This window comes from Streptomyces sp. NPDC026659 (assembly GCF_040638245.1).
GTDB lineage: Bacteria > Actinomycetota > Actinomycetes > Streptomycetales > Streptomycetaceae > Streptomyces.
Window position 1 is genome coordinate 399663 of the sequence record NZ_JBEZXY010000002.1, and the last position, 25963, is coordinate 425625.

The window sequence follows — 25963 nt, forward strand, 5'->3', positions numbered from 1 at the left end:
CCCCCTCACACGTCGATCCGGCTCATCCGGCGGATGAGGAGGAAGCCGAGGGCATACAGGGCGAAGGCGATGATCACGCATGCCTGGCCGATGGGTGAGCCGGTCATGCGTTCCAGGGCGCCGTCCTTGACGCCGTTCATCAGGAAGAGCGCGCCGACGCCGAGGACGGGGACGGCGTACGAGGTCATGGTCACCTGGGAGAGCTGGGTGCGGATCTCGCGCCGGGTCTCCTTGCGCTCCTCCAGGGTCTCGGTGAGATTGCGCAGGGCCGACACCACCTGTCCGCCCGCACGGTTGGCCAGGACCAACGTGGTCACCAGGACCACCAGTTCGCGTGAGGGGAGCCGATCCGCGAGTTCACCCAGCGCGTCGTCCATGGACTGGCCGATGGCCAACTGGTCCGAGACGCGAGCGAGTTCCTCGCCTGCCGGGTCCTCCAGTTCCTCCGCCGCCATGCCGATGGCGGTGCGCAGGGCGAGTCCGGCCTGGGTGGCGTTGGCCAGGATGCGGGCCAGTTCGGGGAGTTGGCCGATGAACCGCTCGATGCGTTTCTGTCGCTGCCAGTTGAGGAACTGGAGCGCGGCCCAGATGCCGAGGAGTCCGGCGATGGGGCCGAAGAAGGGGGCCAGGGTGGCGTCGCCGACGATCCACAGTCCGGCCACCAGGACCAGCAGGTAGACGAAGAACTCGCCCGGAGTGACGTCCAGTCCGGTGGCGGCGAGCCGCAGTTCGAGTCTGCGGCCGGGCCCGGTACGGCGCAGCCGTCGGTCCAGCCCGCGGAAGTGCCGCCTGCGGCCGCCGGGAGTGATCTGGCCGGTGTGCGAGAGGCGGTCGACGAGGGCGGCGCGCCGGGCCCGCCCGGCGGCGTAGCTCTGCACGCCGAGCACGGCGAGGACGCAGGTCAGCAGGGTGATGCCGGTGGTGAGCCGGACGAGCGTGGGGAGATCCATGGGTGGCCTACCTACCTGGCTTCTCGGGTGGCGAGCTGGGCGTCGGTGTGGGCGACGCCGAACGCCTGCGGGACGGGCTGGCTCGCCATGTGGAGGCGGTCGGCGGTGCGGCGGGGCAGCGGGAAGTACTGGAAGGCGCCGGGCACCCGGCCGTCGGCGGTCATGGGACGGGCGTCGAAGCGGGCGACGGTGGCCAGGCGGTACGGCTCGCCGCCGTGGCTGTCGAGGAGCGCGATCTCGGTGATGCGGCGGGCGCCGTCCGCGAACCGGGTCAGCTGGACGAGGACGTCGACCGCGCTGTTGATCTGGTCGTGCAGGGCGGCGAAGGGCACCTCCACGTCGGACATGGAGGCGAGGGTCTGGAGCCGGGTGAGCGCGTCCTCGGCGCTGTTGGCGTGCACGGTGGCGAGCGAGCCGTCGTGGCCGGTGGACATGGCCTGGAGCATGTCCAGGGACTCGCCGCCGCGGACCTCGCCGACCACGATCCGGTCGGGCCGCATCCGCAGCGAGTTGCGCACCAGGTCGCGGATGGTGATCTGCCCGCTGCCCTCGACGTTGGGCGGCCGGGACTCCAGGCGGACCACATGGGTCTGCTGGAGCTGGAGTTCGGCGGAGTCCTCGATGGTGATGATCCGCTCGTGCGCGGGGATCGTCCCGGACAGGGCGTTGAGCAGGGTGGTCTTGCCGGTGCCGGTGGCGCCGGAGACGATGATGTTGAACTTGGCCTGCACCAGGCCCGCCAGCAGGTACACCATCTGCTCGTCCAGCGAGCCGAAGCCGATCAGCTCCTGGAGGGTGAAGGAGCGCGGGAAGCGGCGGATGGTGAGGACGGGTCCGGTCAGCGACAGCGGCGGGATGATGACGTTCACGCGCTCGCCGGACGGCAGCCGGGCGTCGACCATCGGATTCGACTCGTCCACCCGGCGGTTGACGGTGGAGACGATCCGTTCGATGGTCTGCATCAGCTGGTCGGCGGAGGCGAAGCGGAGCGGGAGGCGTTCGACGCGGCCGCCGCGTTCGACGAAGACCGCGTCGGGGCCGTTGACCATGATCTCGGTGACCGAGGCGTCCTCCAGGAGCGGTTCGAGGATGCCGAGGCCGAGGGCCTCGTCCACGACCCGGCGGATCAGCTGGGTGCGCTCGGCCGTGGACAGCACCGGGCCCTCGCGGCTGATGATGTGCCCGAGGACCCGTTCAAGGCGTGCCCGGCGCTCGGCGGGCGCGAGCGCGCTCATCTCGGCGAGGTCGATCTCCTCCAGGAGCTTGGCGCGGTACGAGGCGACGAGATGGCCGTCCTCGCCCCGGCTGCCCTGCTCCTCGGGGGAGTTGATGCGTGCCCGCAGACTCATGGGTCGGCTGCTCCTCGGTCCTGGTCAGTGGTCGAGCGGCATGGTGGCGGTCTTGTGGGCGGCGCCGAAGCTCCACCCGGGCACGAGCTGCGGTATGTCGACGGAGGCCGTGACGGTGACGGAGTCGCCCCCGCCCCCGCTCGCGCAGCTCACCTTCAGCCCCCCGCCGACCGCCCCCGCGCACGCCGCCTGCGCGCCCTGCCCCAGGGAGGCCGCGCGGGCCCCGGCGCGGGCCGCCGTACTGGCCTGCTCGGCGGCGTAGGCGACCGCGCCGATCTGGAGCCCGGCGAGGCCGACGATCAGCAGGACGGGGATGAACCCCAGGTATTCGATGGCCACTTGGCCCCGATCGTGCGCCGGTACCTGCACCCGCGCCCGCACCCGCCGCGCCCGTAACTGCGCCCGCACCCGTACCCGCTCGCGTCCGTACCGCATCTCAGTGCTTCACCTCCTCCACGGCACCGGCGTGGCCGTGCACCGTGACCGGGAAGTCGATGGAGCCGGGGAAGAGGACGGGCACCTTGAGGTCGACGTCGGCCGTGACGAACCCGGAGCCGCCGCACGTCACCGTCGCGCCCCCTCTCCAGTCCCCCGACAGGTGCTCCAGGGCGGCCGCCCGGCAGGCGGCCTCGCGCGCGCCGCCGGGCGCCGCCGCCGTGCCCGCCCGTACGCCCTCGTCCGCAGCATTCCCCGCGAGCGTGAAGGCGTACCCCGTGAGCACGCACTGCCACATCAGCACCAGGGTCAGCACGATCAGCGGGGTCATCCCGAGGAGTTCGACGGCGACCTGCCCCCGGTCCCCGGCCGCCCTCCTCCCCGTGTCCCCGGCAGCAGTCCTCGCCGTCTCCCCGGCAGCGGTCCTCATCGCGCCTCACTCCTTCCGCCGCCGGAAGCCGACCGCGCCCCGGTCGCCGCGCTGTCGGCCGCCCCGGTGCGCGGGGCCCTCCGGGGGCTTGGCGAGGCCGAGTTCACCGGCGAGGCTCCACAGGGCCTGCTTGACGGTGCTGCGGTGGTCGAGTTCGTGCAGCCGTCCGGAGTCCACGACGCCCTGGAGTTCCTTGAAGGCGGCGGGGACGGTCGTACGGGCCAGGGCGGTGCCGGTGATGCGCTGGACGAGCGCGGGCTGGATCTCGGTGGCCCGGCTGAACCGGTTGATCACGACGGTCGTCTCCTCCGCCTTGCGGATCTGGAGCCGGTCCCACATCCGCACGGTCCGCTTGGCGGCGCGTACGGCGATCACGTCCGGGGTGGTCACCAGGAGCGCGGTATCGGCGCCCTCCACTGCGGCGGCGGTGGCGCCGGTCAGCTGGGCGCCGCAGTCGAGGACGACGACCTCGTAGCGCTGCCGCAGCGCGGCGACGGTGTGCCGTACGGCACGGTCGGTGACCTCCTCGCCGCGCTCCCCTTCGCCGGGGGCGAGGAGCAGGGCGAGCCCGGAGTCGTGGCGGAAGACGGCGTCCGCGAGGACGCGCGGGGAGATGTCGTTGATGGCCGCGAGGTCGGCGACCGAGCGGCGGAACTGCACATCGAGGTACGAGGCGATGTCGCCGGTCTGGAGATCGAGGTCGGCGAGCGCGGTGCTGCGGCCCGACGCCTGGGCGGCCAGGGCGAGTTGGATGGCTACCAGGCTCGCACCGACCCCGCCCTTGGCGCCGCTGACGGTGACGACGGTGCCGCCGGGCCCCTCGGCCGCGCCGTGCCCGAGGTGGCGCCGTACCCCGGTGGACCACTGGGCCACCGCCTGGACGCGGTGGGCGAGTTCCTCGTACGACAGCGGCAGCGCCACCAGGCCGCGGGCGCCGGAGTCCATGGCGGCGGCGAACAGGGCGGGTCCGGCGTCGGTGGTGACGAGGATGACGCCGACGGCCGGGAAGCGCAGGGCGACCTCGCGGATCAGCTCCAACGCCGGTACGGGACCGATGCGTTCATGGACGACGACAACCTCGGGCAGTTCGTCCACCGACTCGGCGGCGAGCCGGGCGAGCGTGTCGACCAGCTGGGTCGAGTCGACGGCCGGTGGCAGCGGTTCGGCGTCGGGGAGCTGACTGAGCAGGGTGGTGAGGGTGCGGACGGCGTCCGGGTCGGCGCCGGCCGGAAGAATCCTGATGGGCATCCGGGCGGCCTCTCACTTGTCCGTCGCGAGTTCGTAGGTGCGGTCCCGCTCGGGTATGGCGGGCTCGCCGCCGGGGGCCACCAGGGCGAGCCGGACCCGCTTGGCGAAGGACTCGGCGTAGGTGACGCGCTGGGCGTCGAGGGCGGAGAGGGCGAAGGTGATCGGGACGGCGTCGGCCGGCCGGCTCTTGTCCTCGTCCGGGTCGAGGGCCTTGATCTGTCCGACGTCGATGACGCGCGCGTCCGTGACGATGATCTTCGACTGGTCGGGGTCGCTCTCCTTCTTGCCCTCGAAGGTGGCGTAGACGTTGACGCGGGCCCCGGCCGTGATCTTGCCCGCGACGCCGGTCGCCGCGTCGATCATGATGGCGACCTCCTGCTGGCCCGGCCGGAGCGCGGGCCGGTCGACGATCATGTCGCTCTGGAGCAGGGAGCCGGGCCGCAGAGTGGTCACCGCGATCTTGCCGCGCAACTGCGCGAGATCGGTCACCGCGTTCTCCGACAGCCAGCGCTTCGGCATGCGGATCTTCTCGAACTGGCCCGCGTTCAGGGCGGTGTACGGCTGCACAGCGGACCGCACCCGGTACGCGGTCACCTCGGGGCCGACCTTGGACTGCACGTCGTGGACGACGGAGAGCACGCCGGCGAACGCGCCGAGCGCGCACAGGACCGACAGGATCAGGAGTATCACGCCGCGGCGCTGACGGGAGTTCATGAACCGTGCAACCTCATTGGGGGAATCGGTCGGGCGGGATATGAGCGCGGGAGCCGGGGCGCCGGTCAGGCGGGGGTGCGCCGTTCCAGGGCGCGGGGTTCGGGCGGGCGTCGGTCGGGTGGGGTGGCCGAGCAGAAGACACAGCGGTCGCCGATGACGTCGACGCCGCACCAGTGGCAGACGGACTGCCGTACGGAGGTGACGAGTTGGTACAGGACGGAGAGGTCGGCCAGATGGGCGCAGAACTCGATCAGGCGCCCGGTGCCCCACCAGGCGGCGGACTCGGCGGGCAGCGGGGCCTCGCGCATCCCCTGCGTGCCCCAGGAGTTGGCGAGCGAGGCCGTCCAGTCGGACTGGAGCTGGCCCTTGGCGAGCAGCAGCCAGGTGCCGAACTCCGGCCCCTTGAGGGCGGCTCCGGGGACGGCCTTGACGAGCTGCGGCTCGGGGTGGGCGACGACGGCGAACTGGGTGCCGGGCACCCAGGACTTGGCGTGCGACTTCAGGCCCACCGGCACGCGGTCCAGCCGGGCGACCGAGCCGAGGACGGCTCCGGCGTGGATGTAGTGGGTGAGGAGCCGCCCTGCCGACGCGAGCACGCCGGGGCTCAGGTCGCAGGAGGCGAGCTGCCGTAACTGCCGCGCCAGGACGGCGACTCCGAGGGGCGGCAGCTCGGGCAGGAACAGGGCGATGCGGTCGCTCTCCAGCAGCGCGCGCAGGGTGTACAGGCGGCGCAGCACCGGCTGCGGGGTGGCCTGCGAGCAGACGACGACCAGATGTCCGAACTGTTCGGTGAGGGACTGGAGTTCGAGGAGCGTCTGCTCCAGCGGGCGCCGGTCGAGATCGCGCAGCACCACGGCGGGCATGGTCCGTTCGTCCTGTGCCGGCAGCGCCAGGTCGGCGCTGGTCACGGCAATGGCAGTTGGCACGCGCAGCTCCCCGCTCTTCGCATCACCCGGTCCACCGGTGTCACTCCCGTGGGCCAGGACGACTTCATTGCGTGACTACCCGAGCACTGTATCCACGGCTCGATCACGGGAGAACAGCGTTTGCGTACCTCGTGGGGAACTTGCCAGGTGCAAGTCGCACCAAACCGGGACGGGTTGATCAGACACACGAAGGGCCCTGCCTGCGCCGCGACTTGACAGCAGGATTGGTCTGGACCAACTTGTACTCATGGGGTGGACGTTCTTTCCCACCTCACCCCCCTCGCGAACTCCCCCACTGGAGGCTCCAGTTGGACCTCGTATCCGTCATGCCCGGACGCGGTCGGCGCGTCCGCGCCCGCACCTGGTCGGCCGCCGCCACGGTGGCCCTCGCGGTCGCGGGCATCTCCGCGGCCCCGGCCAGCGCGGCTGACGTCAACAACGCGAAGAACGCCGGATTCGAATCCGGTCTGAGCGGCTGGACCTGCTCGGCGGGCAGCGGCACGACCGTCTCGTCCCCGGTGCACGGCGGCTCCGCCGCTCTGAAGGCGACCCCGGCCGGGCAGGACAACGCCCAGTGCACGCAGTCGGTCGCGGTGAAGCCCAACTCCACCTACTCGCTGAGCGGTTGGGTGCAGGGCGGCTACGCCTACCTCGGCGTCACCGGCACCGGCACCACCGACGTGTCGACCTGGACCCCGGACGCCCCGTCCTGGAAGCAGCTGACGACCACCTTCACCACGGGCGCCTCCACCACGTCCGTCACGGTCTACACCCACGGCTGGTACGGCCAGGCCGCCTACTACGCCGACGACATCCAGGTCTTCGGCCCCGACGGCGGCGGTGGTGGCGGCGGCGACAACCCGACGGTCCCGTCGGCACCGGGCGGCCTCGCCGTCTCCGGTACGACCTCCTCCTCGGTCTCGCTGTCCTGGAACACGGTCTCCGGGGCGAGCGGTTACAACGTCTACCGGGACGGCGCGAAGGTGGCGTCGGCGAGCGGGACGTCGGCGACCGTCAGCGGTCTGTCGGCCTCGACCTCGTACTCCTTCCAGGTCACGGCGGTGAACTCGGCCGGTGAGTCGGTGAAGTCGTCGACGGTGACGGCGACCACGGCGTCCTCCGGCGGCGGGGGCGGTGGCGGCGGTGCGCTGCCCAAGCACGCCGTGACCGGCTACTGGCAGAACTTCAACAACGGCGCGCAGGTCCAGAAGCTCTCCGACGTGCCGTCGTCCTACGACATCATCGCCGTCGCCTTCGCGGACGCCACCTCCACGCCGGGCGCGGTCACCTTCAACCTGGACTCGGCAGGCCTGAACGGCTACACCGTCGACCAGTTCAAGGCCGACATCAAGGCCAAGCAGGCGGCCGGCAAGAAGGTGATCGTCTCGGTCGGCGGCGAGACGGGCACGGTGTCCGTCAACGACTCCAACTCGGCGGCGAACTTCGCCAACTCGGTCTACTCCCTGATGCAGACCTACGGGTTCGACGGCGTCGACATCGACCTGGAGAACGGCCTCAACCCGACGTACATGTCGCAGGCGCTGCGCTCCCTGTCGTCGAAGGCGGGCTCCTCGCTGATCATCACCATGGCCCCGCAGACGATCGACATGCAGTCGACGTCCGGTCCCTACTTCCAGACGGCCCTGAACATCAAGGACATCCTCACGGTCGTCAACATGCAGTACTACAACAGCGGTTCCATGCTGGGCTGCGACGGCAAGGTCTACAGCCAGGGCTCGGTCGACTTCCTCACCGCCCTCGCCTGCATCCAGCTGGAAGGCGGCCTCTCCCCCTCCCAGGTCGGCCTCGGCCTCCCCGCCTCCACCCGGGGCGCCGGCAGCGGCTACGTCTCCCCCACCATCGTCAACAACGCCCTCGACTGCCTCACCCAGGGCACGGCCTGCGGCTCGTTCAAGCCGTCGAAGACCTACCCGTCCCTGCGCGGCGCGATGACCTGGTCGACGAACTGGGACGCGACGGCGGGGAACGCGTGGTCCGGGTCGGTGGGCGCGCACGTGCACGCCCTCCCGTAACCCCCTGACCGCTCCCGCACATGAGGGTGCCCCGGACCGACACCGGCCCGGGGCACCCTCATGTGGCCGAGGGGCTATTCCCCCGAAGCGGCGAACAACTCGCCCGCCTCCTCCGCATGGACGGCCCGCTGAGCCCAGATCTCCAGCTGCTCCGGGCTGGTGCAGGCGTTCACCCGCTCGCGGACATCCTCGGGGACAGGGATGCCACGCCATTCGAGGACGCGAAGCACCATGTCCCGTTGAGCCGCGATACGCCCCTCCTCGATGCCTTGCTCCCGCCCCTCCTCGCGTACCTGCTCGGCCAGCGGGTGGCGCCAGAAGTACTGGATCGCTGTCATCAGGTCCCTCCACATCTGCTTCGCCTGGGGGTCGGCCAGGCAGGAGTCGACGAACTGCACGAAGACCGCGGCACTGTCGGGGTCGATGGTCTTCAGGGCGGTGGCGAGTGATTCCAGTATGGGCGCGGCCTTCGGTCCGCGCCCGTGTGTCATCGCGGAAAGCACCGCAAGGGGTACATCGCGTTCGGCCTCACGCTCGTCCGTGATCACCGGGACGTTGTCCGGACCCAGGACGAGAGGCCGCACGGTCAGCGAGTGCCAGCCGGGGAAGCCGAGCCGGATGGGCCGCGATGCCCACTGGGCCGTCGCGCTGTTCTGGGTGATGACGATGAGGACCGGTTCGCAGCGGTACTTCTCGTACAGGTACGACAGGTAGTACGGCCAGCTGCCCCGCTTGCGCTCGTCCGCCTGGGTCTGGGACTCGACCACGAGGAGATACGTGCCGTCGTCCGTCTCGGCCCGCAGCAGCGTGTCCACGCGCCGCTCGACCGGTTCGATCTCGGTGAGGTCCACGTTCAACGCGACGATCTCATGGGGTGGGGGGAACGGCACATGGAGCACGCGCTGCAGGGCGCGGGTCAGCAGTGCGGGGTCCTTCTGGAAAATGCGGTGCAGCGCCTCGTGCGACGAGCCGACCATCAGCTCTCCTTTCCGTACGACGTGCTCAACGAGCGAGTCGACGGGAGGTCAGCGTGACGGCGTACTACGACAACCAGACCTGGGAAGCCCTGCGGGAGTTGGCGGTCCTTCGTATGCGGGACGAGGGGCAGGACGCCGGGGCGCGGTATCGGTGGGTGCGGCTTGCGCTGACCGCGTGTCGGCTGAGGAGTGAGGGCGGTGACGCCTGTGCGCTTGGGACGTTGGCCGATGTGGTCGCCGTGCGGGTCTACGCGATCGAGGAATTCGGGGTGCGACGGGGCGACTTGATACGTGACCCGGTCTTTCTCTGCGAGACGGTCTTCCGGGAGTTCGGGGCATCACCGGCGGGGGTGGCGGCGGAGGCCGTCGACTGGCGGGCGCTTCCCCGGCTGGAGATGCTGCGGCTGCGCCGTATCAAGAACGTGCTGACGCTGCTGCGGCCGATGCGTGACGTACTCCCGGTGGACGACCCGATCCACCGGGAGCTGTCGGAGTGGCTGGCCCTGCTCCCCGGGCTGCCGTGAAGGCCCCACGCGGGGCCTTCACGCGCGGAACGCTCAGGCTTCCTCGAAGTACGCGTCCAGCACCGCGTCCAGTTCCGACTCCCACTGCTTGAAGTCGGCGCGGGCCTTGGCCTCGATCTCGATGGGGTACCAGCGGTGGTCCGGGGTGTGGACGGTGATCGTGAAGCGCTTGCCGAAGCGGGAGGACTCCGTTTCGACGGCGGCGATCTCCGCCCAGGTGAACTCGCAGTTCTCCTCGTCCAGGGTGAGGTGGACGCCGGTGCGGTCCGCCAGTATGCGGGCGCGGCGGTCGGAGGCTTCGAAGGCCGGGCCGTCGACGGCGTCGGCGTCGGCGTTGGCCTTCTCCGGCTCGTCCCGCGCGTCCGCCACGGCGCCGGCCTCCGCCGGGGGCTCCGCCTCAGTGTCCGCCTTCGCCTCGGGCGCCACCTCGGTGTCCGCCTTCGCCACGGGCTCGGCGTCGGCGTCGGCCTTTGCCGGCCGTTCCTCCTCCGGCACCGGGCCGTCCTCCTCCGCCTCCGCGACCGGGCCGTCCGCCTCCGGTTTCGGCTCGGGCTTCGCCGGAGGCGTCAGGCCGGGGATGAAAGCCGGGTCGAATCCGGCGCCCGTGAGGGGCTCGCCCTTCTCGGGCTTGCTGCTCGATCCTATGCGCTGGTCCACGGCGGCAGTATGGACGACTTACCTGTGCCGGAACCACCCGGCGCTCCATTCCCACCGGTAAGTCCCCAACCTGCCGTCAGACGAACACACTCACCACCGCCGCCATCGCGAACCCGGCGACGGACAGCACCGATTCGAGGACGGTCCACGTCTTCAGGGTGTCCCGCTCGGTGATGCCGAAGTACTTGGCCACCATCCAGAAGCCGCCGTCGTTGACGTGCGAGGCGAAGATCGAGCCCGCCGAGATCGCCATGATGACCAGCGCGGCGAACGCCGCCGAGTGGTGGTCCTCCGACAGCAGCGGCGCCACGATGCCCGCCGTCGTCACGATCGCCACGGTCGCCGAGCCCTGCGCGACCCGCAGCACCAGCGAGATCAGGTACGCCAGGACGATCACCGGAAGCCCCACGCCGTGGAACGTGTCCGACAGCGCCTGCGCGACCCCGCTGGCCTTCAGTACGGCGCCGAAGATCCCGCCCGCGCCCACCACGAGCAGGATGTTGCCGACCGGCTTGAGGGAGGCGGTGGAGACGTTCTCCAGGGACTTGCGGGACCAGCCGCGCCGGATGCCGAGCAGGTAGTACGCGAGCAGCAGCGCAAGGGTGAGGGCCACGAAGGGGTGACCGAAGAACTCGATGACCGACCGGCCGGTGGAGGGGTCGAGCGCGACCGAGGAGAACGTCGCGGCGAGGATCAGCACCAGCGGGGTGCCGATGATGCCGAGTACGACACCCAACGGGACGGGCTTCTCCTGGGGTTCGGCAACAGCGGACTGCGGTTCATCTTCCGATGCCTGCGCATCAGTACCCGACGCCCCCCGCTGTCCCACGACCACCGGCCGCTCCACCGCGGCCACCCGCTCCGCCGCGACCGTCCGCCGGGCCTCCTCCGCCGCCTCCACCATGTCCTGCGGTACGGGGACGAAGATCCGCCGGCCGACCCACGCGGAGTACGCCCACGCCGCGAGGACCGCCGGAATGCCGCACACGATGCCCATCAGCACCACCCAGCCGAGCTGCACGTGCAGCAGTCCCGCCGCGGCCACCGGGCCGGGGTGCGGCGGCAGGAAGGCGTGGGTCATGGAGAGGCCCGCGAGCAGGGGGAGACAGTAGAGCAGGATCGACTTGCCGCCGCGCTTGGCGGCCGCGTAGACCAGCGGGGCCAGGACGAAGATGCCCACGTCGAAGAAGACCGGGATGCCGAAGATCAGGCCGGTCAGGCCCATGGCGAGCGGCGCCCGGCGTTCGCCGAACAGCCGCAGCAGCCGCGCCGCCAGTACCTCCGCGCCCCCGCTGACCTCCAGGATCGCGCCGAGCATGGTGCCGAGGCCGATGATGATCGCGACGTGACCGAGGATGCCGCCCATGCCGGACTCCAGCGTGGAGACGGCGTCGGAGCGCTGGACGGTGCCGAAGAGTTCGGTGACCGAGAGGCCGGCCAGCAGGCCGACGGTTATGGAGACCGCGAGCAGGGCGACGAACGGCTGGAGTCGCACCTTGATGATCAGGAAGAGCAGCAGGGCGATACCGATTCCGGCGACGGTCAGCAGGCCGGGCGTGCCGTCGAGGAGCAGGAGCAGTCCACCGGTGTGGGGTGGCGCTGCGGGGGCTGGTGCGGCGAGGGAGAAGGACATGAGAGGGGGTCCTCTGCGTGAGTACCGTACGTGCATCGGGCTTTCGGGCAGGGTGGAGCGCGGCACGGCACCCCGAGGGGAATGCCGTGCCGTGTACCTGGTGCGGGTTGGTGCGGGTGGTGCGAGAGGGACGCGACCTCAGCCGAGTACGGCCAGCGCGTCGATCTCGATGAGGAGCCCCGCCGGAAGGCCGACGTAGACCGTCGTACGGGCGGCGGGAGGCTGGGTGAGCCCCTGCTCCTCGAAGTAGGTGTTGTAGATGCCGTTCATCTCGGCGAAGTGGTCCACGTCCGTCAGGTAGACGCGGATCATCATCACGTCGTCCCAGCTCGCGCCGCCCTCCTCGAGGATCGCCTTGACGTTGGCGAGGGTCTGGAGGGTCTGCTCGCGCAGGGTGGGTCCGGCGGGGGTGGGGGCCTTGCCCTCCTCGGCGGGGAGGAAGCCGACCTGGCCCGCGACCTGGAGGATGTTGCCCTTCCGCACCCCGTGGGAGAACTTCGCGGGCGGGGTCGTGTGGGTCTTCGGGGTGAGCGCGATCTTGTCGGTCATGGGGTGGGGTCCTTCACTGGGGTTCTTCCGGAGTACTCGCCGCTGATCGCGTCCGCGGTACGGCGCACCTGCGGGAGCAGGGCGAGGAGTTCGTCGGCGGTGACGACGACGTTCGGCGCGGAGACCGACATCGCGGCGACCACCCGCCCGTCGGCGCCGCGGATGGGGGCCGCGACGCAGTTGATGGACTCCTCGTGGCCGCCGAGGTCGGTGGCCCAGCCCTGTTCGCGCACCTTCTCCAACTCGCGCAGGAAAGCGGTCGAGTTGGGGGTGGAACGGGCCGTGTAGAGGGGGTAGTCGAGCCGTTCCGCGAGGGCGCGGCGCTCGGGTTCGGGCAGGTCGGCCAGGAGCAGCTTGGCGACGGCCGCGACGGTGATGGCGACGGGCTTGCCGACGCGCGAGTACATCCGCACCGGGTAGCGGCTGTCGACCTTGTCGATGTAGAGCACCTCGTTCTCCTCGTGGACGGCGAGGTGCACGGTGTGTCCACATGCCTCGTTGAGGCGCAGGAGATGGGGGTGGGCGATCTCGCGGACGTCGAGGCTCTCCATCGCCTCCTGGGCGAGGGCGAAGAGGCGGGCGCCGAGCCGGTAGCGCTGGTCGGACTGGCGGTAGACCAGGCCGTGTTCGTGCAGGGTGCGCAGCAGGCGCAGGGCGGTGGACTTGTGCACGCCGAGCCGGCCGGCGACCTGGCCGAGGTCGGCGGGGCCCTCCGCGAGCAGCGGAAGGATGCTCAGGGCGCGGTCCACGGTCTGGCTCATGGGGTGCTCGTCTCCTCGGTGACCTGGCCGGTTCCGGTCCAGCCGGGGCCGAGTCGCAGTCTCTCCCATGCGTGGTCGTCGAGGGCGGCCAGCCGGTCGGCGTGGTCGCGGGCGGGCGGCGCGGCGAGGTCGCCGGGGGCGGTGAGGGCGGCGGCGGCCATGAGGTGGCCGTGGCGCAACCGGTCCCGTACGGACAGACCGCGCAGGGTGGCGGAGAGGAACCCGGCGGCGAAGGCGTCGCCCGCGCCGACGGTCGCCACCACGTCGACGGCGAGGGCGGGGACACGCACCGTGCGCTCACCGGTGTCGGTGCGCTCGTACACCGTGGCGCCGTGCGGGCCCTCCTTGACGACCAGGACCCGGGGTTCGGGCAGCAGTCGCCGTACGGCGTCGGCGCCGCCCCGCGCGTTCCAGGCGTCCTCCGCCTCGTCCGCGCCCACGAACACGATGTCGGCGCCCCGGGCCAGCTCCAGCAGCACCGAGGCGTCGGAGGCGTCCCGCCACAGCGCGGGCCGGAAGTTCACGTCGAAGGAGACCACCGGGCGCCCGGGCCGACGTGAGGTGAGCGCGCGCATAAGTTCCAGGCAGTCGGCGGACAGCGCGGCCGTGATCCCGGACAGGTGCAGCACGCGTCCGGCGTCCACCGCCGCGAGGTCCACGTTGTCCACGGACATCGCGGAGGCGGCCGATCCGGCCCGGTAGTAGGCGACTTCGTGCGCGTCGGTGGCGCGGTCGGCGGCGGTGCGGAAGTAGATGCCGGTGGGCCGACCGGGGTCCACGCGTACGGCGCCGGTGTCGACGCCGTGGGAGGCGATCCGCTCCACCAGGTGCCGGCCGAAGCCGTCGGCGCCGACCCGGCCGACCCAGCGGGCGGAGTGCCCGGCGGCGGCGAGGGCGCAGACGACGTTGGACTCGGCGCCGCCGATGCCGCGTTCGAAGGCGGGCACGTCGGCGAGGCGGCCGGGGCGGGTGGGCAGGAAGGTGACCATGGACTCGCCGAGGGCGACGACATCCACGGCGTCGGGTCCGGCGCTCGGCTGTCCGTCGGCGGTCACGATGGTCTCGGCTCCTCGTCCATGGGTCCGGGGGTCCGCACAGCCGGGGCCCCGGGGGTCCGGGGTGACGACTTCGTTGACCCCGCGTTGGCCGAGATGTTAGACAGCAGTCAGCGACATACGCAATGGACGTTGCACATATCGCAACGCCGCAGATCAGGAGGCTTCCATGGCCCGTGAGACCGGCACCGACGCGCTGTCCCGGCTCGCCGGGGAACGGGTCGACCACCGCTTCAAGGGCCTCCCGCCGGACGCCGCCGGCCTGACCGTCGGCGAGCTGACGAAGCAGCGGCGCAACCTCTTCTCCGGTGACTTCTCCACTCCTCTGCTCGCCCTGTCCGCCGAGCGCCTGGAGCACAACCTCGCGCTGATGGAGGCGTACACCGAGCGGCACGGACTCGCCTTCGCCCCGCACGGCAAGACCTCGATGGCCCCGCAGCTCTTCGCGCGCCAGGTGGAGCGCGGCGCCTGGGGGATCACGGTCGCGGCGCCCCATCAGGTGTGGGTGGCACGGGAGTTCGGCATCGAGCGGATCTTCCTGGCCAACGAGCTGGTGGACCCGGCCGCACTCCGCCGCCTCACCGCCGAGCTGAGCGCCGACCCCGGCTTCCGCTTCGTCTGTTACGTCGACTCCGTGCGCGGGGTCGAGCTGATGGACGCGGCCCTCGCGGGCACCGGGCGCCCGGTGGACGTGGTGGTGGAGCTGGCCGCGGGCGAGGGGGCGCGTACCGGCGCCCGTACGGAGGCGGACTGCCTGACCGTCGCCGCCGCCGTGGCCGCGACGAGCACCCTGCGCCTGGTCGGCGTCGCGGGCTACGAGGGCGAGGTGCCGAAGGCCGACCCGGAGCGCGTGGCCGCCTATCTGAAGAGGCTCACCGCACTCGCCGCCGCTCTGGACGCGGAGGGCCGGTTCGCCGGGGCGGACGAGATCGTGGTGAGCGCGGGCGGCAGCGCCTGGTTCGACGCGGTGGCGGAGGTGTTCGCGGAGTTCCCCGAACTGTCGCGCCCGGTACTGAAGTTGCTTCGCTCGGGCGCCTACCTCTCGCACGACGACGGGCACTACCGCAGGATCACCCCCTTCAACCGGGTGCCCGAGGAGGGCGCCCTGGAGCCCGCGTTCCGGCTGTGGGCGCAGGTGGTCTCCCGGCCCGAGCCCGGCCAGGCGTTCGCCAACGCGGGCAAGCGGGACGCGGCGTACGACCTCGATCTGCCCGAGGCCCAGGTGGTGCGCCGGGACGGGGTGGAGCGGCCGGCCACCGGGGTCGAGGTGAGCGCCCTGTCGGACCAGCACATGTGGCTGCGCACCACACCGGAGGCCGATGTCATGGTGGGCGACTGGATCGGCTTCGGCCTTTCCCACCCCTGCACGTCCTTCGACAAGTGGCCGCTGATCCCCGTGGCGGAGGCGGACGGCACGGTCGTGGAATACATCCGCACGTTCTTCTAGGAGGCCGGGGCCGTGGACCAGCTCGTCATCCGGGACGCCGACGTGGTGGACGGCAGCGGTGCGCCCTCCTACCGCGCCGATGTGGTGATCCACCAGGGTCGGATCGTCCAGATCGTCAAGGAGGCCGCGGCCTCGGGCTGTCAGCGCCCGCGCGCGACGCGCGAGCTGGACGCCGAGGGGCTGGTCCTCTCCCCCGGCTTCATCGACATGCACGCCCACTCCGACCTGGCCCTGCTGCGCGACCCCGACCACAGCGCCAAGGCCGCGCAGGGCGTCACGCTCGAAGTCCTGGGCCAGGACGGGCTGTCGTACGCCCCGGTGGACGACCGCACGCTGGAGGAGGTGCGCCGGGCGATCACCGGGTGGAACGGGTACGGCGACGACATCGACATGGACTGGCGCTCGGTCGGTGAGTATCTGGACCGCCTCGACCGGGGCATCGCGGTCAACGCCGCCTATCTGATCCCGCAGGGCACCGTCCGCGCGCTCGTCGTCGGCTGGGAGGACCGCCCGGCGACCCCGGCCGAGCTGGACCGGATGCGCCAACTGGTCGCGGAGGGCCTGGAACAGGGCGCCGTCGGCCTCTCCTCGGGTCTCACCTACACCCCCGGCATGTACGCCGAGAACGCCGAACTCACCGAACTCTGCAAGGTGGTGGCCTCCTACGGCGGCTACTACTGCCCGCACCACCGCTCCTACGGCGCGGGCGCCCTGGAGGCGTACGCCGAGATGGTGGCGCTCACCCGGGAAGCGGGCTGCCCGCTCCATCTCGCCCACGCCACCATGAACTTCGGTGTGAACAAGGGCCGCGCGCCCGAGCTGCTGACCCTGCTGGACGACGCGCTCGACGCGGGCGCCGACATCAGCCTGGACACCTACCCCTACACCCCCGGCTCCACCACCCTCGCGGCCCTGCTGCCGAGTTGGGCGAGCGAGGGCGGCCCGGCGTCGGTCCTGGCCCGCCTCACCGACCCGGCGACGGCCGCACGCGTCCGGCACGACCTGGAGGTCACCGGCGCCGACGGCTGCCACGGGGTGCCGGTGGAGTGGGAGACGATCGAGATCTCGGGCGTGAGCGACCCCACCCTCGCCCACCATGTCGGCCGCACCGTAAGGGAGTTGGCGGACGAGCGCGGCGAGGAACCCTGGACCACCGCGCACCGGCTGCTGGTCGGGGACCGGCTCGGCACCACGATCCTCCAGCACGTCGGCCACGAGGAGAACGTCCGCGCGATCATGCGCCACCGCGCCCACACCGGCGGCTCGGACGGCATCCTCCAGGGCGCCAAGCCCCACCCGCGCGCATACGGCACGTTCCCGCGCTATCTCGGCCACTACGCAAGGGAGTTGGGCGTACTGGGCCTGGAGGAGTGCGTCGCCCGTCTCACCGCGCGGCCCGCGGCCCGGCTGCGGCTGCCGGACCGGGGCCTGGTGCGCGAGGGCTACCGCGCCGACCTGGTGCTGTTCGACCCGGAGACGGTCGGCGCGGGCTCCACGTTCGCGGCGCCGCGCACACTGCCGACCGGGATTCCGTACGTCCTCGTCGACGGCCGGTTCGTCATCGAGGACGGCCGGCGCACGGACGTGCTGGCGGGCCGGGCGGTACGGCGCACTCCGCTGTGACCGCTCAACCCGCCTGAAATGCTTACGGCTTGGGCAGCACGCACCCGGCCGCGCCCAGGTTCAGCTTGTTGCCGGTCGTGAAGCAGGCCGGTATCTGGTAGGTCTCCTCGGCGTAGTTGATGCCCTGCCGGACGGTGACTGTGCCGTTCTCGTCCACCTCGCAGGGGTTGTTCTCGGTGCAGCGCCCGCCGTCCTCGTTGCCGGTGTTGTTCACCGCGACGACCTTGCCGGTGGCGGTGTCGATCACGGGCGAGCCGGAGGTGCCGCCGATGGTGTTGCACGCGGACGTGTAGCGCAGCGAGTCCTTCCAGGTCCAGCCGCCCTCCTTGAGCCGGTAGACGAACCCGTCGGCGTTGCAGCTGTAGATCCGCTTCCAGTATCCGGAGACGACCTTGATGGCGCTGCCGGCCACCGGGTGACTGTCGCTCAGGGCGAGCGCGTTGATGCCGTACGAGCTCTTGATGGCCGCGTAGGTGGTGGTCAGCCGGTAGAGGGTGACGTCGGTGTCGGTCATGGTCGAGTAGACGACCTGGTTGGCGCGGAGCGTGGCGACCTTGGTCCCGGCGGAGTTGAGCAGGCCGAAGGTGCGGCTGGAGGACTGGCCGGTGATGACCTCGCCGGGCTCGGGGAAGCCGGTCTCCAGGCAGTGCCCGTTGGTGAGCACGAGCGCGGGGTCGGCGTCGGCGGAGTTCGGGAGGCGGACGACGGAGCCGGAGCAGTTGCTGAGCGAGACCGTCCCGGCGAAGTCGACGGCCACCGCCTTGACTTGGGGTGCGGCCTTGGCCGGTGACGCGGCGGCCGCCGGAACCGTGCCGAGCCCCGCGAGTGCCAGGGCGGACAGCGCGGCCAGGAGAGGCTTGTTCATGTGGGGGTCCTCTCTGCGGAGCGGACGGCCGGAGATCTTCCAGCCGTCCGTCTTGTCATGCGCATTGTCATTGGGCGCACAAGAGAGGACAAGAAGGCGTCTTTTCACAGCCGCCCCGGCGCGACCCCCCAGGGTTTTGGTGAGGACTCCTTCCCAAACCCTTGCGACCCCCCGCCCCCGCTGTTACGTTGACGCGCAATTCTTTGGTTAGGAGTCCTTCCTAACCAATAAAACGCCAGGTCGGACAGCAGGGACTACCAACATGATCGAAGCCGTGCCGGACCCGGCAGCGTCGCCGGGCCCCGTCGGACCTCCGCCGAGCGGAGCGGCGGCCGCGCAGCCGGAAGGAGCGTGCGGTGTACGCACTCGCTGAGGCCGATCTGCGGCTGAACGCGCAGCCCGTCGACTACGCGCTGATCGCGGTGTACTTCACCTTCGTGCTGGGCATCGGCGCGCTCGCCCGCCGGAAGATCGCCTCCAGCATGGACTTCTTCCTCTCCGGCCGCTCCATGCCGGCCTGGGTCACCGGGCTCGCCTTCATCTCCGCCAACCTCGCGGCGGTCGAGATCCTGGGCATGACGGCGGACGGCGCGCAGTACGGCCTGCCCTCGGTGCACTACTACTGGATCGGCGCCATCCCGGCCATGGTGTTCCTCGGCCTGGTGATGATGCCGTTCTACTACGGCTCCAAGGTCCGCAGCGTCCCGGAGTTCCTGCTGCGCCGCTTCGGCCGCTTCGCCCACCTGGTCAACTCGGCGAGCTTCGCGCTCGCCCAGGTGCTGATCGCGGGCGTGAACCTCTACGCCCTGTCCACGGTGGTCAACCTGATGCTGGGCTGGCCGACCTGGCTGTCGATCCTCGCCGCGGGCGTCATCGTCCTCGTCTACACCCTGCTCGGCGGGCTGTCGGCGGCGATCTACAACGAGGTCATGCAGTTCTTCGTCATCCTGGCGCTGCTGCTCCCGCTCACGTTCGTCGGGCTGCACCGGGTCGGCGGCTGGAGCGGCCTGGTCGGGAAGATCGAGCACGACAACGCCAACTCCGCGCTGCAGCTGCACTCCTGGCCGGGCACCAACCTCACCGGCATCGGCAGCTCCACGCTCTCCGTGCTCGGCATCGTCCTCGGCCTCGGCTTCGTGCTCTCCTTCGGCTACTGGACGACCAACTTCACCGAGGTCCAGCGCGCGCTGTCGGCCAAGAGCATGTCCGCCGCCCGCCGCACCCCGCTGATCGGCGCCTACCCCAAGACCCTGCTCATCCTGCTGATCATGATCCCGGGCATGGTCGCCGCGGTGCTCTCGCCCCAGCTCGCCGCGCTCAAGGCGGCCAACGCGGCGGACCCCTCGGTGCAGAGCCTGAACGGGGTGTCCTTCAACAACTCCATCGAGCTGCTGATGCGCGACCTGCTGCCCAACGGCATGCTCGGCATCGCCATCGCGGGTCTGCTCGCCGCCTTCATGGCGGGCATGGCCGCCAACGTCAGCTCCTTCAACACGGTCGTCACCTACGACATCTGGCAGACGTACGTGAAGAAGGGCCGGCCGGACGCGTACTACCTGCGCGCGGGCCGCGTGCTCACGGTGGTCGGCTGCGTGGTGGCGATCGGCACCGCGTTCATCGCCGGGAACTTCGGCAACATCATGGACTACCTCCAGACGCTGTTCGGGTTCTTCAACGCGCCGCTGTTCGCCACGTTCCTGCTGGGCATGTTCTGGAAGCGCATGACCCCGGCGGCCGGCGGCATCGGGCTCATCGCGGGCACCACCGCCGCGGTCACCATCGACCTGCTCAACCGCACCGGTGTGCTGCACCTCTCGGGACAGGGCGCCAGCTTCCTCGGCGCGATCGCCGCCTTCACGGCCGACATCCTGCTCAGCGTCGCCGTCTCGCTGGTGACCAAGCCCAAGAGCGACGCCGAACTGGTGGGCCTGGTCTGGTCGTTGACCCCGCGCGAGAGCCGCGCCCACGAGACGACCGGGGAGGACGCGGGCTGGTACCGCAGGCCCGGCGTGCTCGCCGTCGGGGTGCTCGCCCTCGCCACCGCCCTGAACATCGCCTTCTGGTGAGATACGGAGACCCACGATGTCCGAGAACGACCCCCAACAGACCCGGCCCCTGAGGGGCTTCCACCTGCTGCTCGACCTGCGCAGCATCATCGCGGCCCTGTTCGGGATCTACGGAACCGTGCTCACCGCCATGGGCGCGTCCGGAGCGAGCGCGGCGGACCTGCGCAAGACCGGAGGCTGGAACGTCAACCTCTGGTGCGGCCTCGCGATGCTCGCCTTCGCGGCCTCATTCGCCGCGTGGACCCTGCTCCGGCCCCTGCGCGAGCCCATGGCGGAGCCCGTACGGGAAACCCCCGAGGCCGCTCCCGCACCCACCGCCTGATCCCCCGTCACGTCCGCCCGGCGACCGGTCCCACGGCGCCGGGCGGACGCGTCATCCGCTCCAGACCGAGGAATCCCATGACCACAGCCCCCACCCGCGTCCTCTCCGACGGCGTGACCATCCCCGTCGTCGGGTTCGGCACCTACCCGCTGGAGGGAGCCGAGGCGGAGGCGGCCGTACGCGACGCCTTCGAGGCGGGCTACCGCCTGATCGACACCGCCGCCAGTTACGGCAACGAGGCCGCCGTGGGCCGGGCGATCGCGACCGGCGGCCTGCCCCGCGAGGAGGTCTTCCTCGCCACCAAAGTGCGCGGGAGCGCCCACGGTTACGACGAGACCCGCCGAGCGTTCGCCGAGTCCACCGAGCGGCTCGGCGTGGACCACCTCGACCTCTACCTCATCCACTGGCCGCTGCCCCGCCTGGACAAGTACGTCGACTCCTGGCGCGCGCTGATCGACCTCCGCGCGGAGGGCCTCGTACGCTCCATCGGGGTCAGCAACTTCACCGACCGGCACATCGACCGGCTGCACGAGAAGACCGGTGTACTGCCCTCGGTCAACCAGATCGAGCTGCACCCCCGCTTCCCCCAGGCCCACCAGCGCGCCGCCCATGCCGCCCGGGGCATCGCCGTCCAGAGCTGGAGCCCGCTCGGCCGGGGCAGCGAACTCCTCGCCGAACCGGCCGTCGTCGCGGCGGCCGGCCGGCACGGGGTGACCCCGGCCCAGATCGTCCTGCGCTGGCACCTGGACCTCGGCGCCCTGCCGATCCCCAAGTCCGGCTCCGCGCAGCGCCGTCGGGCCAACCTCGACCTCTTCGGCTTCACGCTGACCGAGGAGGAGATCGCGGCGCTCTCCGCCCTGGAGCGGGGCCGTACCGGCGGCGACCCGGAGACCCACGAGGAGTTCTGAGGAGCACCGGCGGGCGGGAGTGGCCGTCACCAGTGGTGCCGGTGCCGCCCTCCGTGCGTGGGCCAGCCCTCGCTGACGGTCGGGGTCGGCAGGGCCGTCGGGAGGGCGGTCGTCGCGGTCGGCAGGGCCGTCGGTGACGCCTTCTCGGTGGGGGAAGCGCTCACGGGAGCGCTCGACGCGACGGCAGGCAGCGCGGCCACCGGCGTGGTGGCGCGCAACGGGGTGACCGAGGACGGCGCGGCGGAGGGGGTGCCGACCGACGCCGAGGTCTGCGGTTCGGCCGCGTCGGGCAGCGCGTCGGGTGCCTCGGACGCGCCGGGGGTGACCCGGTCGGCGGCCGGACTGTCGCCCCCCGAGGGGGAGGCCACCAGGCCCGCGATCGCGGCAGCGGCGGCCCCGACCGTGCCGACCACGGCACCGGCCACCGCCACCCGGCGACGCCCGCTGCTGCGCCGTCGCCGCGCGGCCGCTCGGGAGCCCTCCGCCGGGGCCGGGGCGGGCGTCGGCGGCTCCATGAAGGGTGTGATGACCGGGAGTTCACGGGTCGCGTCGTAGGCCTTCTGCCAGCCGTGCGCGGCGGCCGGGTCGGCGTACTCGTCGTACGTGGGGGCCGCGGCGGGCTGCGGCTGGTAGTAGACGGGGGGCGGGACCGGGGCCGCGCCTGCCGCCTCGTGCACGCCGTACGCCCCCGCCTCGTACTCGCGTTCGCTAGACATGATCGCGAATTCTAGAGACGTGGAAGCCGCGCCGAACACCCCTGGGGCATCCGGCCGCGAAATCCCCGCAAACCGACCGTCACACGTGGTGCAAAACACGACGCGACGCCCGGCCGGGGGCCGTAAGCTCACGTCATGCAGGTGATCCAGTCGACCAAGCTCGCCAACGTCTGTTACGAGATCCGGGGCCCGGTGCTCGAGGAGGCGATGCGACTGGAGGCAGCCGGTCACCGCATCCTGAAGCTCAACACCGGCAACCCGGCCGCCTTCGGCTTCGAGTGCCCCCCGGAGATCCTGGAGGACGTCCTCCGCAACGTCTCCACGGCCCACGGGTACGGCGACGCCAAGGGCCTGCTCGCCGCCCGCCGCGCGGTGGTGATGCACAACCAGACCCTCGGCATCGAGACCGACGTGGAGCACGTCTTCATCGGCAACGGCGTCTCCGAGCTGATCGTGATGGCCATGCAGGCCCTGCTCGACGACGGCGACGAGGTCCTGGTCCCCGCTCCGGACTACCCCCTCTGGACGGCGGCCGTCTCCCTGTCCGGCGGCACCGCCGTGCACTACCGGTGCGACGAGCAGTCCGACTGGATGCCCGACCTGGCCGACATCGAGCGCAGGATCACCGACCGCACCAAGGCCCTGGTGATCATCAACCCGAACAACCCCACGGGCGCGGTCTACGACGAGGCGATGCTCAAGGGCCTGACCGACCTCGCCCGCCGCCACAACCTGCTGGTCTGCTCCGACGAGATCTACGACAAGATCCTCTACGACGGCGCGACCCACACCCCCACCGCCAAGGTCGCCCCCGACCTGCTCACCCTCACCTTCAACGGCATGTCGAAGGCGTACCGGGTGGCCGGGTACCGGGTGGGCTGGATGTCCCTCTCCGGGCCCCGCGCGCACGCCGACTCCTACATCGAGGGCCTGACGATCCTGGCCAACATGCGGCTGTGCGCCAACATGCCCGGCCAGCACGGGGTCGCCGCCGCGCTCAGCGGCCGCCAGTCGATCAACGACCTGGTGCTGCCGGGCGGTCGGCTGAAGGAGCAGCTGGACACGGCGTACGAGCTGCTGACGCAGATCCCCGGCGTGAGCTGCGTCCGGCCGAAGGGCGCCCTCTACCTCTTCCCGCGCCTGGACCCCAAGGTCTTCAAGATCAAGGACGACCGGCAGATGGTCCTGGACCTGCTGCGCGAGGAGAAGATCATGGTCGTCCAGGGCACCGGCTTCAACTGGCCCGAGCCGGACCACTTCCGGGTCGTGACGCTGCCGAACGTGGCGGATCTGACGGACGCGGTGACCCGGATCGGGACGTTCCTGGACGGCTACGGGCAGCCGTAAACGCGCGAAGGGCGGTACCGGCCGTGACAACCGGGCCGCCGTCCGTGACTCGACTCAACTTTAGACTGAATCCAAGCTAGGATGGTTTCCTGTCAGCGCAGAGGAGGCCGTCCCATGTACGAAGCGATCCGCACGAAGTCGGTCCACAGCACCCCGGCGGCCTCGGACTTCCCGCACCGCTCGCGCGAGGAGGAGCTGGACATCCAGCTCGCCGGACACCTCGCCGCGCTGCTCGCCGTCACGGACGAGCTGCGGGGGACGGCCCCGGACCCCGATCTGGACGCGGCCGCCGAGCGGCTCGCCGGACAGGTGGCCCGGCTGCGCGGCGGCAGGCCCCCGGTGCGGGCGGTTCCGGCGGCGTCCGGCGACCCCGTACGGCTGCACCGCCGGGCGCACACGCTCGCCGGGCGCGCCCTGGTCGTCGCCGCCTCCCGCGCGGACACGGGCGCCGCGATCCTCGCCGCCGAGCGGATGGACGCGCACGCCCCCGACCCCTCCGAGCAGGGGCCGGCCGCGCCGAGGCAGCTCAGCGCGGCCCGCTGACCCCGCTCAGCCCAGGCGCCGCACCAGCGCGCGGTACTGGTCCCACAGCTCCCTCGGGGTGTGGTCCCCGAAGGTGTTCAGGTGGTCGGGGACCAGCGCGGCCTCCTCGCGCCAGATGTCCCGGTCCACGGTGAGCAGCAGATCGAGTTCGGCGTCGGACAGGGCGAGCCCGTCGGTGTCCAGGGACTCCCGGGTCGGCAGCACGCCGATCGGGGTCTCGACGCCCTCGGCGCGGCCGTCGAGCCGGTCCACGATCCACTTCAGGACGCGGCTGTTCTCCCCGAAGCCGGGCCACACGAACCGGCCCTCGCCGTCCTTGCGGAACCAGTTGACGTAGTAGATCCGCGGCAGCTTCGCCGGGTCCTTGTCCTTGGCCACGTCGATCCAGTGGGCCATGTAGTCGCCCATGTTGTAGCCGCAGAACGGCAGCATCGCGAAGGGGTCGCGGCGCAGCTCGCCCACCTTGCCCTCGGCGGCGGCGGTCTTCTCGCTGGCCACGTTGGCGCCGAGGAAGACACCGTGGTCCCAGTCGAAGGACTCGGTCACCAGCGGTACGGCGGTGGCGCGGCGCCCGCCGAAGAGGATCGCGGAGATCGGCACCCCGCGCGGGTCCTCCCACTCGGGCGCGATGATCGGGCACTGGTCGGCGGGCACCGTGAAGCGGGCGTTGGGGTGGGCGGCCGGGGTCTCGGACCCGGGCGTCCACGCGTTGCCCTTCCAGTCGGTGAGGTGCGCGGGCGGCTCCTCGGTCATGCCCTCCCACCACACGTCGCCGTCGTCGGTGAGGGCGACGTTCGTGAAGACCGCGTTGCCCCACAGGGTCTTCATCGCGTTGGCGTTGGTGTGCTCGCCGGTGCCGGGCGCGACGCCGAAGAAACCGGCCTCGGGGTTGATCGCGTAGAGCCGGCCGTCCTCACCGAAGCGCATCCACGCGATGTCGTCGCCGATGGTCTCCACGCTCCAGCCGGAGACGGTGGGCTCCAGCATGGCGAGGTTGGTCTTGCCGCAGGCGGAGGGGAAGGCGGCGGCGACGTACTTCGGCTCCCCGTGCGGAGGCGTGAGCTTGAGGATCAGCATGTGCTCGGCCAGCCAGCCCTCGTCGCGGGCCATGACGGAGGCGATGCGCAGGGCGTAGCACTTCTTGCCGAGCAGGGCGTTGCCGCCGTAGCCGGAGCCGTAGGACCAGATCTCGCGGGTCTCGGGGAAGTGCGAGATGTACTTGGTCTGGTTGCAGGGCCAGGCGACGTCCTCCTGGCCCTCCTCCAGCGGGGCGCCGAGCGAGTGGACGGCCTTCACGAAGTCGCGGTCGTCGCCCAGCTCGTCGAGGACGGCGCTGCCCATGCGCGTCATCGTGCGCATCGAGACGACGACGTACGGGGAGTCCGTGATCTCCACGCCGAGCGCGGAGAGCGGGGAGCCGAGCGGTCCCATGCAGAAGGGGACGACGTACATCGTGCGGCCGCGCATCGAGCCGCGGAACAGGCCGCCCTCTCCCCCGGCACCCTGGAAGATCTCCCGCATGTCGCCGGGGGACTTCCAGTGGTTGGTGGGACCGGCGTCCTCCTCCTTCTCGGAGCAGATGAAGGTCCGGTCCTCGACCCGGGCGACGTCGGTCGGGTCGGAAGCGGCGTGGTACGAGTGCGGGCGCTTGACGGGGTCCAGCTCGGTGAAGGTGCCCCTGTCGACCAGCTCCCGGCACAGGCGCTCGTACTCGGCCTCGGAGCCGTCACACCAGACCACGTTGTCCGGCTGCGTCAGTTCGGCGATCTCGTTGACCCACGAGATCAGTTCCTGATGGGTGGTGGGGATGACGGTGGGAGCCGCATTGTCGCGCGCCACGATCGCTCCTAGGTGAGGGTTTCCGTGACCCCGGTGGGGGTCTTCT

The 25963-nt window shown here is 71.2% G+C and carries 25 protein-coding genes; 9 read left to right on the forward strand and 16 right to left on the reverse strand.

Annotated features, from left to right (window positions below; all coding sequences use genetic code 11):
* Positions 1-5: 5 nt before the first annotated feature.
* From AB0E91_RS06420 to AB0E91_RS06450, 7 genes are all read right to left on the reverse strand, one after another.
* Positions 6-950 (reverse strand): type II secretion system F family protein, encoded by a 945-nt coding sequence (locus AB0E91_RS06420; protein ID WP_361776080.1) that lies wholly within the window; start codon positions 948-950, stop codon positions 6-8.
* Positions 951-961: 11 nt separating this feature from the next.
* Positions 962-2299, reverse strand: a complete 1338-nt coding sequence (locus AB0E91_RS06425) for a CpaF family protein (RefSeq protein WP_361776083.1) — start codon at positions 2297-2299, stop codon at positions 962-964.
* 24 nt (positions 2300-2323) lie between these two features.
* Positions 2324-2638 (reverse strand): pilus assembly protein, encoded by a 315-nt coding sequence (locus AB0E91_RS06430; RefSeq protein WP_361776086.1) that lies wholly within the window; start codon positions 2636-2638, stop codon positions 2324-2326.
* Positions 2639-2735: 97 nt separating this feature from the next.
* Positions 2736-3164: a pilus assembly protein gene (locus AB0E91_RS06435; protein WP_361776089.1), complete on the reverse strand. Its 429-nt coding sequence runs from the start codon at positions 3162-3164 to the stop codon at positions 2736-2738.
* A 6-nt stretch (positions 3165-3170) separates the two neighbouring features.
* The gene (locus tag AB0E91_RS06440) at positions 3171-4412 is read right to left on the reverse strand and encodes a P-loop NTPase (RefSeq protein ID WP_361776092.1); all 1242 of its coding nucleotides are present in this window, start codon (positions 4410-4412) and stop codon (positions 3171-3173) included.
* Positions 4413-4424: 12 nt separating this feature from the next.
* Complete coding sequence (cpaB, locus tag AB0E91_RS06445; protein ID WP_361776095.1) at positions 4425-5126, reverse strand: Flp pilus assembly protein CpaB; 702 nt, start codon at positions 5124-5126, stop codon at positions 4425-4427.
* A 65-nt stretch (positions 5127-5191) separates the two neighbouring features.
* A complete protein-coding gene (locus tag AB0E91_RS06450; RefSeq protein WP_361776098.1) occupies positions 5192-6052 on the reverse strand; it encodes a hypothetical protein in 861 nt (286 codons plus the stop codon).
* A 326-nt stretch (positions 6053-6378) separates the two neighbouring features.
* Between AB0E91_RS06450 and AB0E91_RS06455 the strand changes: the two genes are divergently transcribed.
* Positions 6379-8085, forward strand: coding sequence for a glycoside hydrolase family 18 protein (locus AB0E91_RS06455; RefSeq protein WP_361777318.1), 1707 nt, complete (start codon positions 6379-6381; stop codon positions 8083-8085).
* 74 nt (positions 8086-8159) lie between these two features.
* On the opposite strand, the gene AB0E91_RS06460 is transcribed toward AB0E91_RS06455, so the two are convergent.
* A complete protein-coding gene (locus AB0E91_RS06460; RefSeq protein ID WP_361776101.1) occupies positions 8160-9062 on the reverse strand; it encodes a hypothetical protein in 903 nt (300 codons plus the stop codon).
* Positions 9063-9115: 53 nt separating this feature from the next.
* Here AB0E91_RS06460 and AB0E91_RS06465 point away from each other — a divergent pair, with 53 nt between their 5' ends.
* Positions 9116-9586, forward strand: a complete 471-nt coding sequence (locus AB0E91_RS06465) for a hypothetical protein (protein ID WP_361776104.1) — start codon at positions 9116-9118, stop codon at positions 9584-9586.
* A 33-nt stretch (positions 9587-9619) separates the two neighbouring features.
* Here AB0E91_RS06465 and AB0E91_RS06470 read toward each other — a convergent pair whose 3' ends face one another.
* The 5 genes from AB0E91_RS06470 to AB0E91_RS06490 all read right to left on the reverse strand — a co-directional run bounded on the left by AB0E91_RS06470 (position 9620) and on the right by AB0E91_RS06490 (position 14241).
* Positions 9620-10243, reverse strand: coding sequence for a hypothetical protein (locus AB0E91_RS06470; RefSeq protein ID WP_361776107.1), 624 nt, complete (start codon positions 10241-10243; stop codon positions 9620-9622).
* Positions 10244-10319: 76 nt separating this feature from the next.
* Positions 10320-11876: an SLC13 family permease gene (locus AB0E91_RS06475; RefSeq protein WP_361776110.1), complete on the reverse strand. Its 1557-nt coding sequence runs from the start codon at positions 11874-11876 to the stop codon at positions 10320-10322.
* Between the two features lie 138 nt (positions 11877-12014).
* Positions 12015-12425 (reverse strand): RidA family protein, encoded by a 411-nt coding sequence (locus AB0E91_RS06480; RefSeq protein ID WP_199585142.1) that lies wholly within the window; start codon positions 12423-12425, stop codon positions 12015-12017.
* Positions 12422-13186, reverse strand: coding sequence for an IclR family transcriptional regulator (locus AB0E91_RS06485; RefSeq protein WP_361776114.1), 765 nt, complete (start codon positions 13184-13186; stop codon positions 12422-12424). Before AB0E91_RS06485 ends, AB0E91_RS06480 begins: the two co-directional genes overlap by 4 nt.
* Positions 13183-14241, reverse strand: coding sequence for a sugar kinase (locus AB0E91_RS06490; RefSeq protein ID WP_361776117.1), 1059 nt, complete (start codon positions 14239-14241; stop codon positions 13183-13185). The genes AB0E91_RS06485 and AB0E91_RS06490 overlap by 4 nt, the downstream gene beginning before the upstream one ends.
* A gap of 169 nt (positions 14242-14410) precedes the next feature.
* Between AB0E91_RS06490 and AB0E91_RS06495 the strand changes: the two genes are divergently transcribed.
* Together AB0E91_RS06495 and AB0E91_RS06500 are read left to right on the forward strand one after the other, a co-directional pair.
* Positions 14411-15688, forward strand: a complete 1278-nt coding sequence (locus AB0E91_RS06495; RefSeq protein ID WP_361776120.1) for an amino acid deaminase — start codon at positions 14411-14413, stop codon at positions 15686-15688.
* Between the two features lie 12 nt (positions 15689-15700).
* Positions 15701-17311, forward strand: coding sequence for a D-aminoacylase (locus tag AB0E91_RS06500; protein ID WP_361776123.1), 1611 nt, complete (start codon positions 15701-15703; stop codon positions 17309-17311).
* Positions 17312-17333: 22 nt separating this feature from the next.
* Here AB0E91_RS06500 and AB0E91_RS06505 read toward each other — a convergent pair whose 3' ends face one another.
* A complete protein-coding gene (locus AB0E91_RS06505) occupies positions 17334-18176 on the reverse strand; it encodes a serine protease (protein WP_361776126.1) in 843 nt (280 codons plus the stop codon).
* Between the two features lie 356 nt (positions 18177-18532).
* Here AB0E91_RS06505 and AB0E91_RS06510 point away from each other — a divergent pair, with 356 nt between their 5' ends.
* The 3 genes from AB0E91_RS06510 to AB0E91_RS06520 all read left to right on the forward strand — a co-directional run bounded on the left by AB0E91_RS06510 (position 18533) and on the right by AB0E91_RS06520 (position 21472).
* Positions 18533-20242 carry a sodium:solute symporter family protein gene (locus tag AB0E91_RS06510; RefSeq protein ID WP_361776129.1) on the forward strand — a complete coding sequence of 570 codons (1710 nt, stop codon included), beginning with the start codon at positions 18533-18535 and terminating at the stop codon, positions 20240-20242.
* A gap of 16 nt (positions 20243-20258) precedes the next feature.
* Positions 20259-20564: a hypothetical protein gene (locus AB0E91_RS06515; protein WP_361776132.1), complete on the forward strand. Its 306-nt coding sequence runs from the start codon at positions 20259-20261 to the stop codon at positions 20562-20564.
* Between the two features lie 77 nt (positions 20565-20641).
* On the forward strand, positions 20642-21472 hold the full coding sequence (locus tag AB0E91_RS06520; RefSeq protein WP_361776135.1) for an aldo/keto reductase: 831 nt from the start codon (positions 20642-20644) through the stop codon (positions 21470-21472).
* 26 nt (positions 21473-21498) lie between these two features.
* Here the strand turns inward: AB0E91_RS06520 and AB0E91_RS06525 are convergent, their stop codons facing one another.
* Positions 21499-22188 (reverse strand): hypothetical protein, encoded by a 690-nt coding sequence (locus AB0E91_RS06525; RefSeq protein WP_361776138.1) that lies wholly within the window; start codon positions 22186-22188, stop codon positions 21499-21501.
* A 135-nt stretch (positions 22189-22323) separates the two neighbouring features.
* Between AB0E91_RS06525 and AB0E91_RS06530 the strand changes: the two genes are divergently transcribed.
* Complete coding sequence (locus AB0E91_RS06530) at positions 22324-23535, forward strand: pyridoxal phosphate-dependent aminotransferase (protein WP_361776141.1); 1212 nt, start codon at positions 22324-22326, stop codon at positions 23533-23535.
* A gap of 114 nt (positions 23536-23649) precedes the next feature.
* On the forward strand, positions 23650-24078 hold the full coding sequence (locus tag AB0E91_RS06535) for a hypothetical protein (protein ID WP_361776144.1): 429 nt from the start codon (positions 23650-23652) through the stop codon (positions 24076-24078).
* Positions 24079-24084: 6 nt separating this feature from the next.
* On the opposite strand, the gene AB0E91_RS06540 is transcribed toward AB0E91_RS06535, so the two are convergent.
* Positions 24085-25917, reverse strand: coding sequence for a phosphoenolpyruvate carboxykinase (GTP) (locus AB0E91_RS06540; RefSeq protein ID WP_361776146.1), 1833 nt, complete (start codon positions 25915-25917; stop codon positions 24085-24087).
* Between the last annotated feature and the right edge of the window lie 46 nt (positions 25918-25963).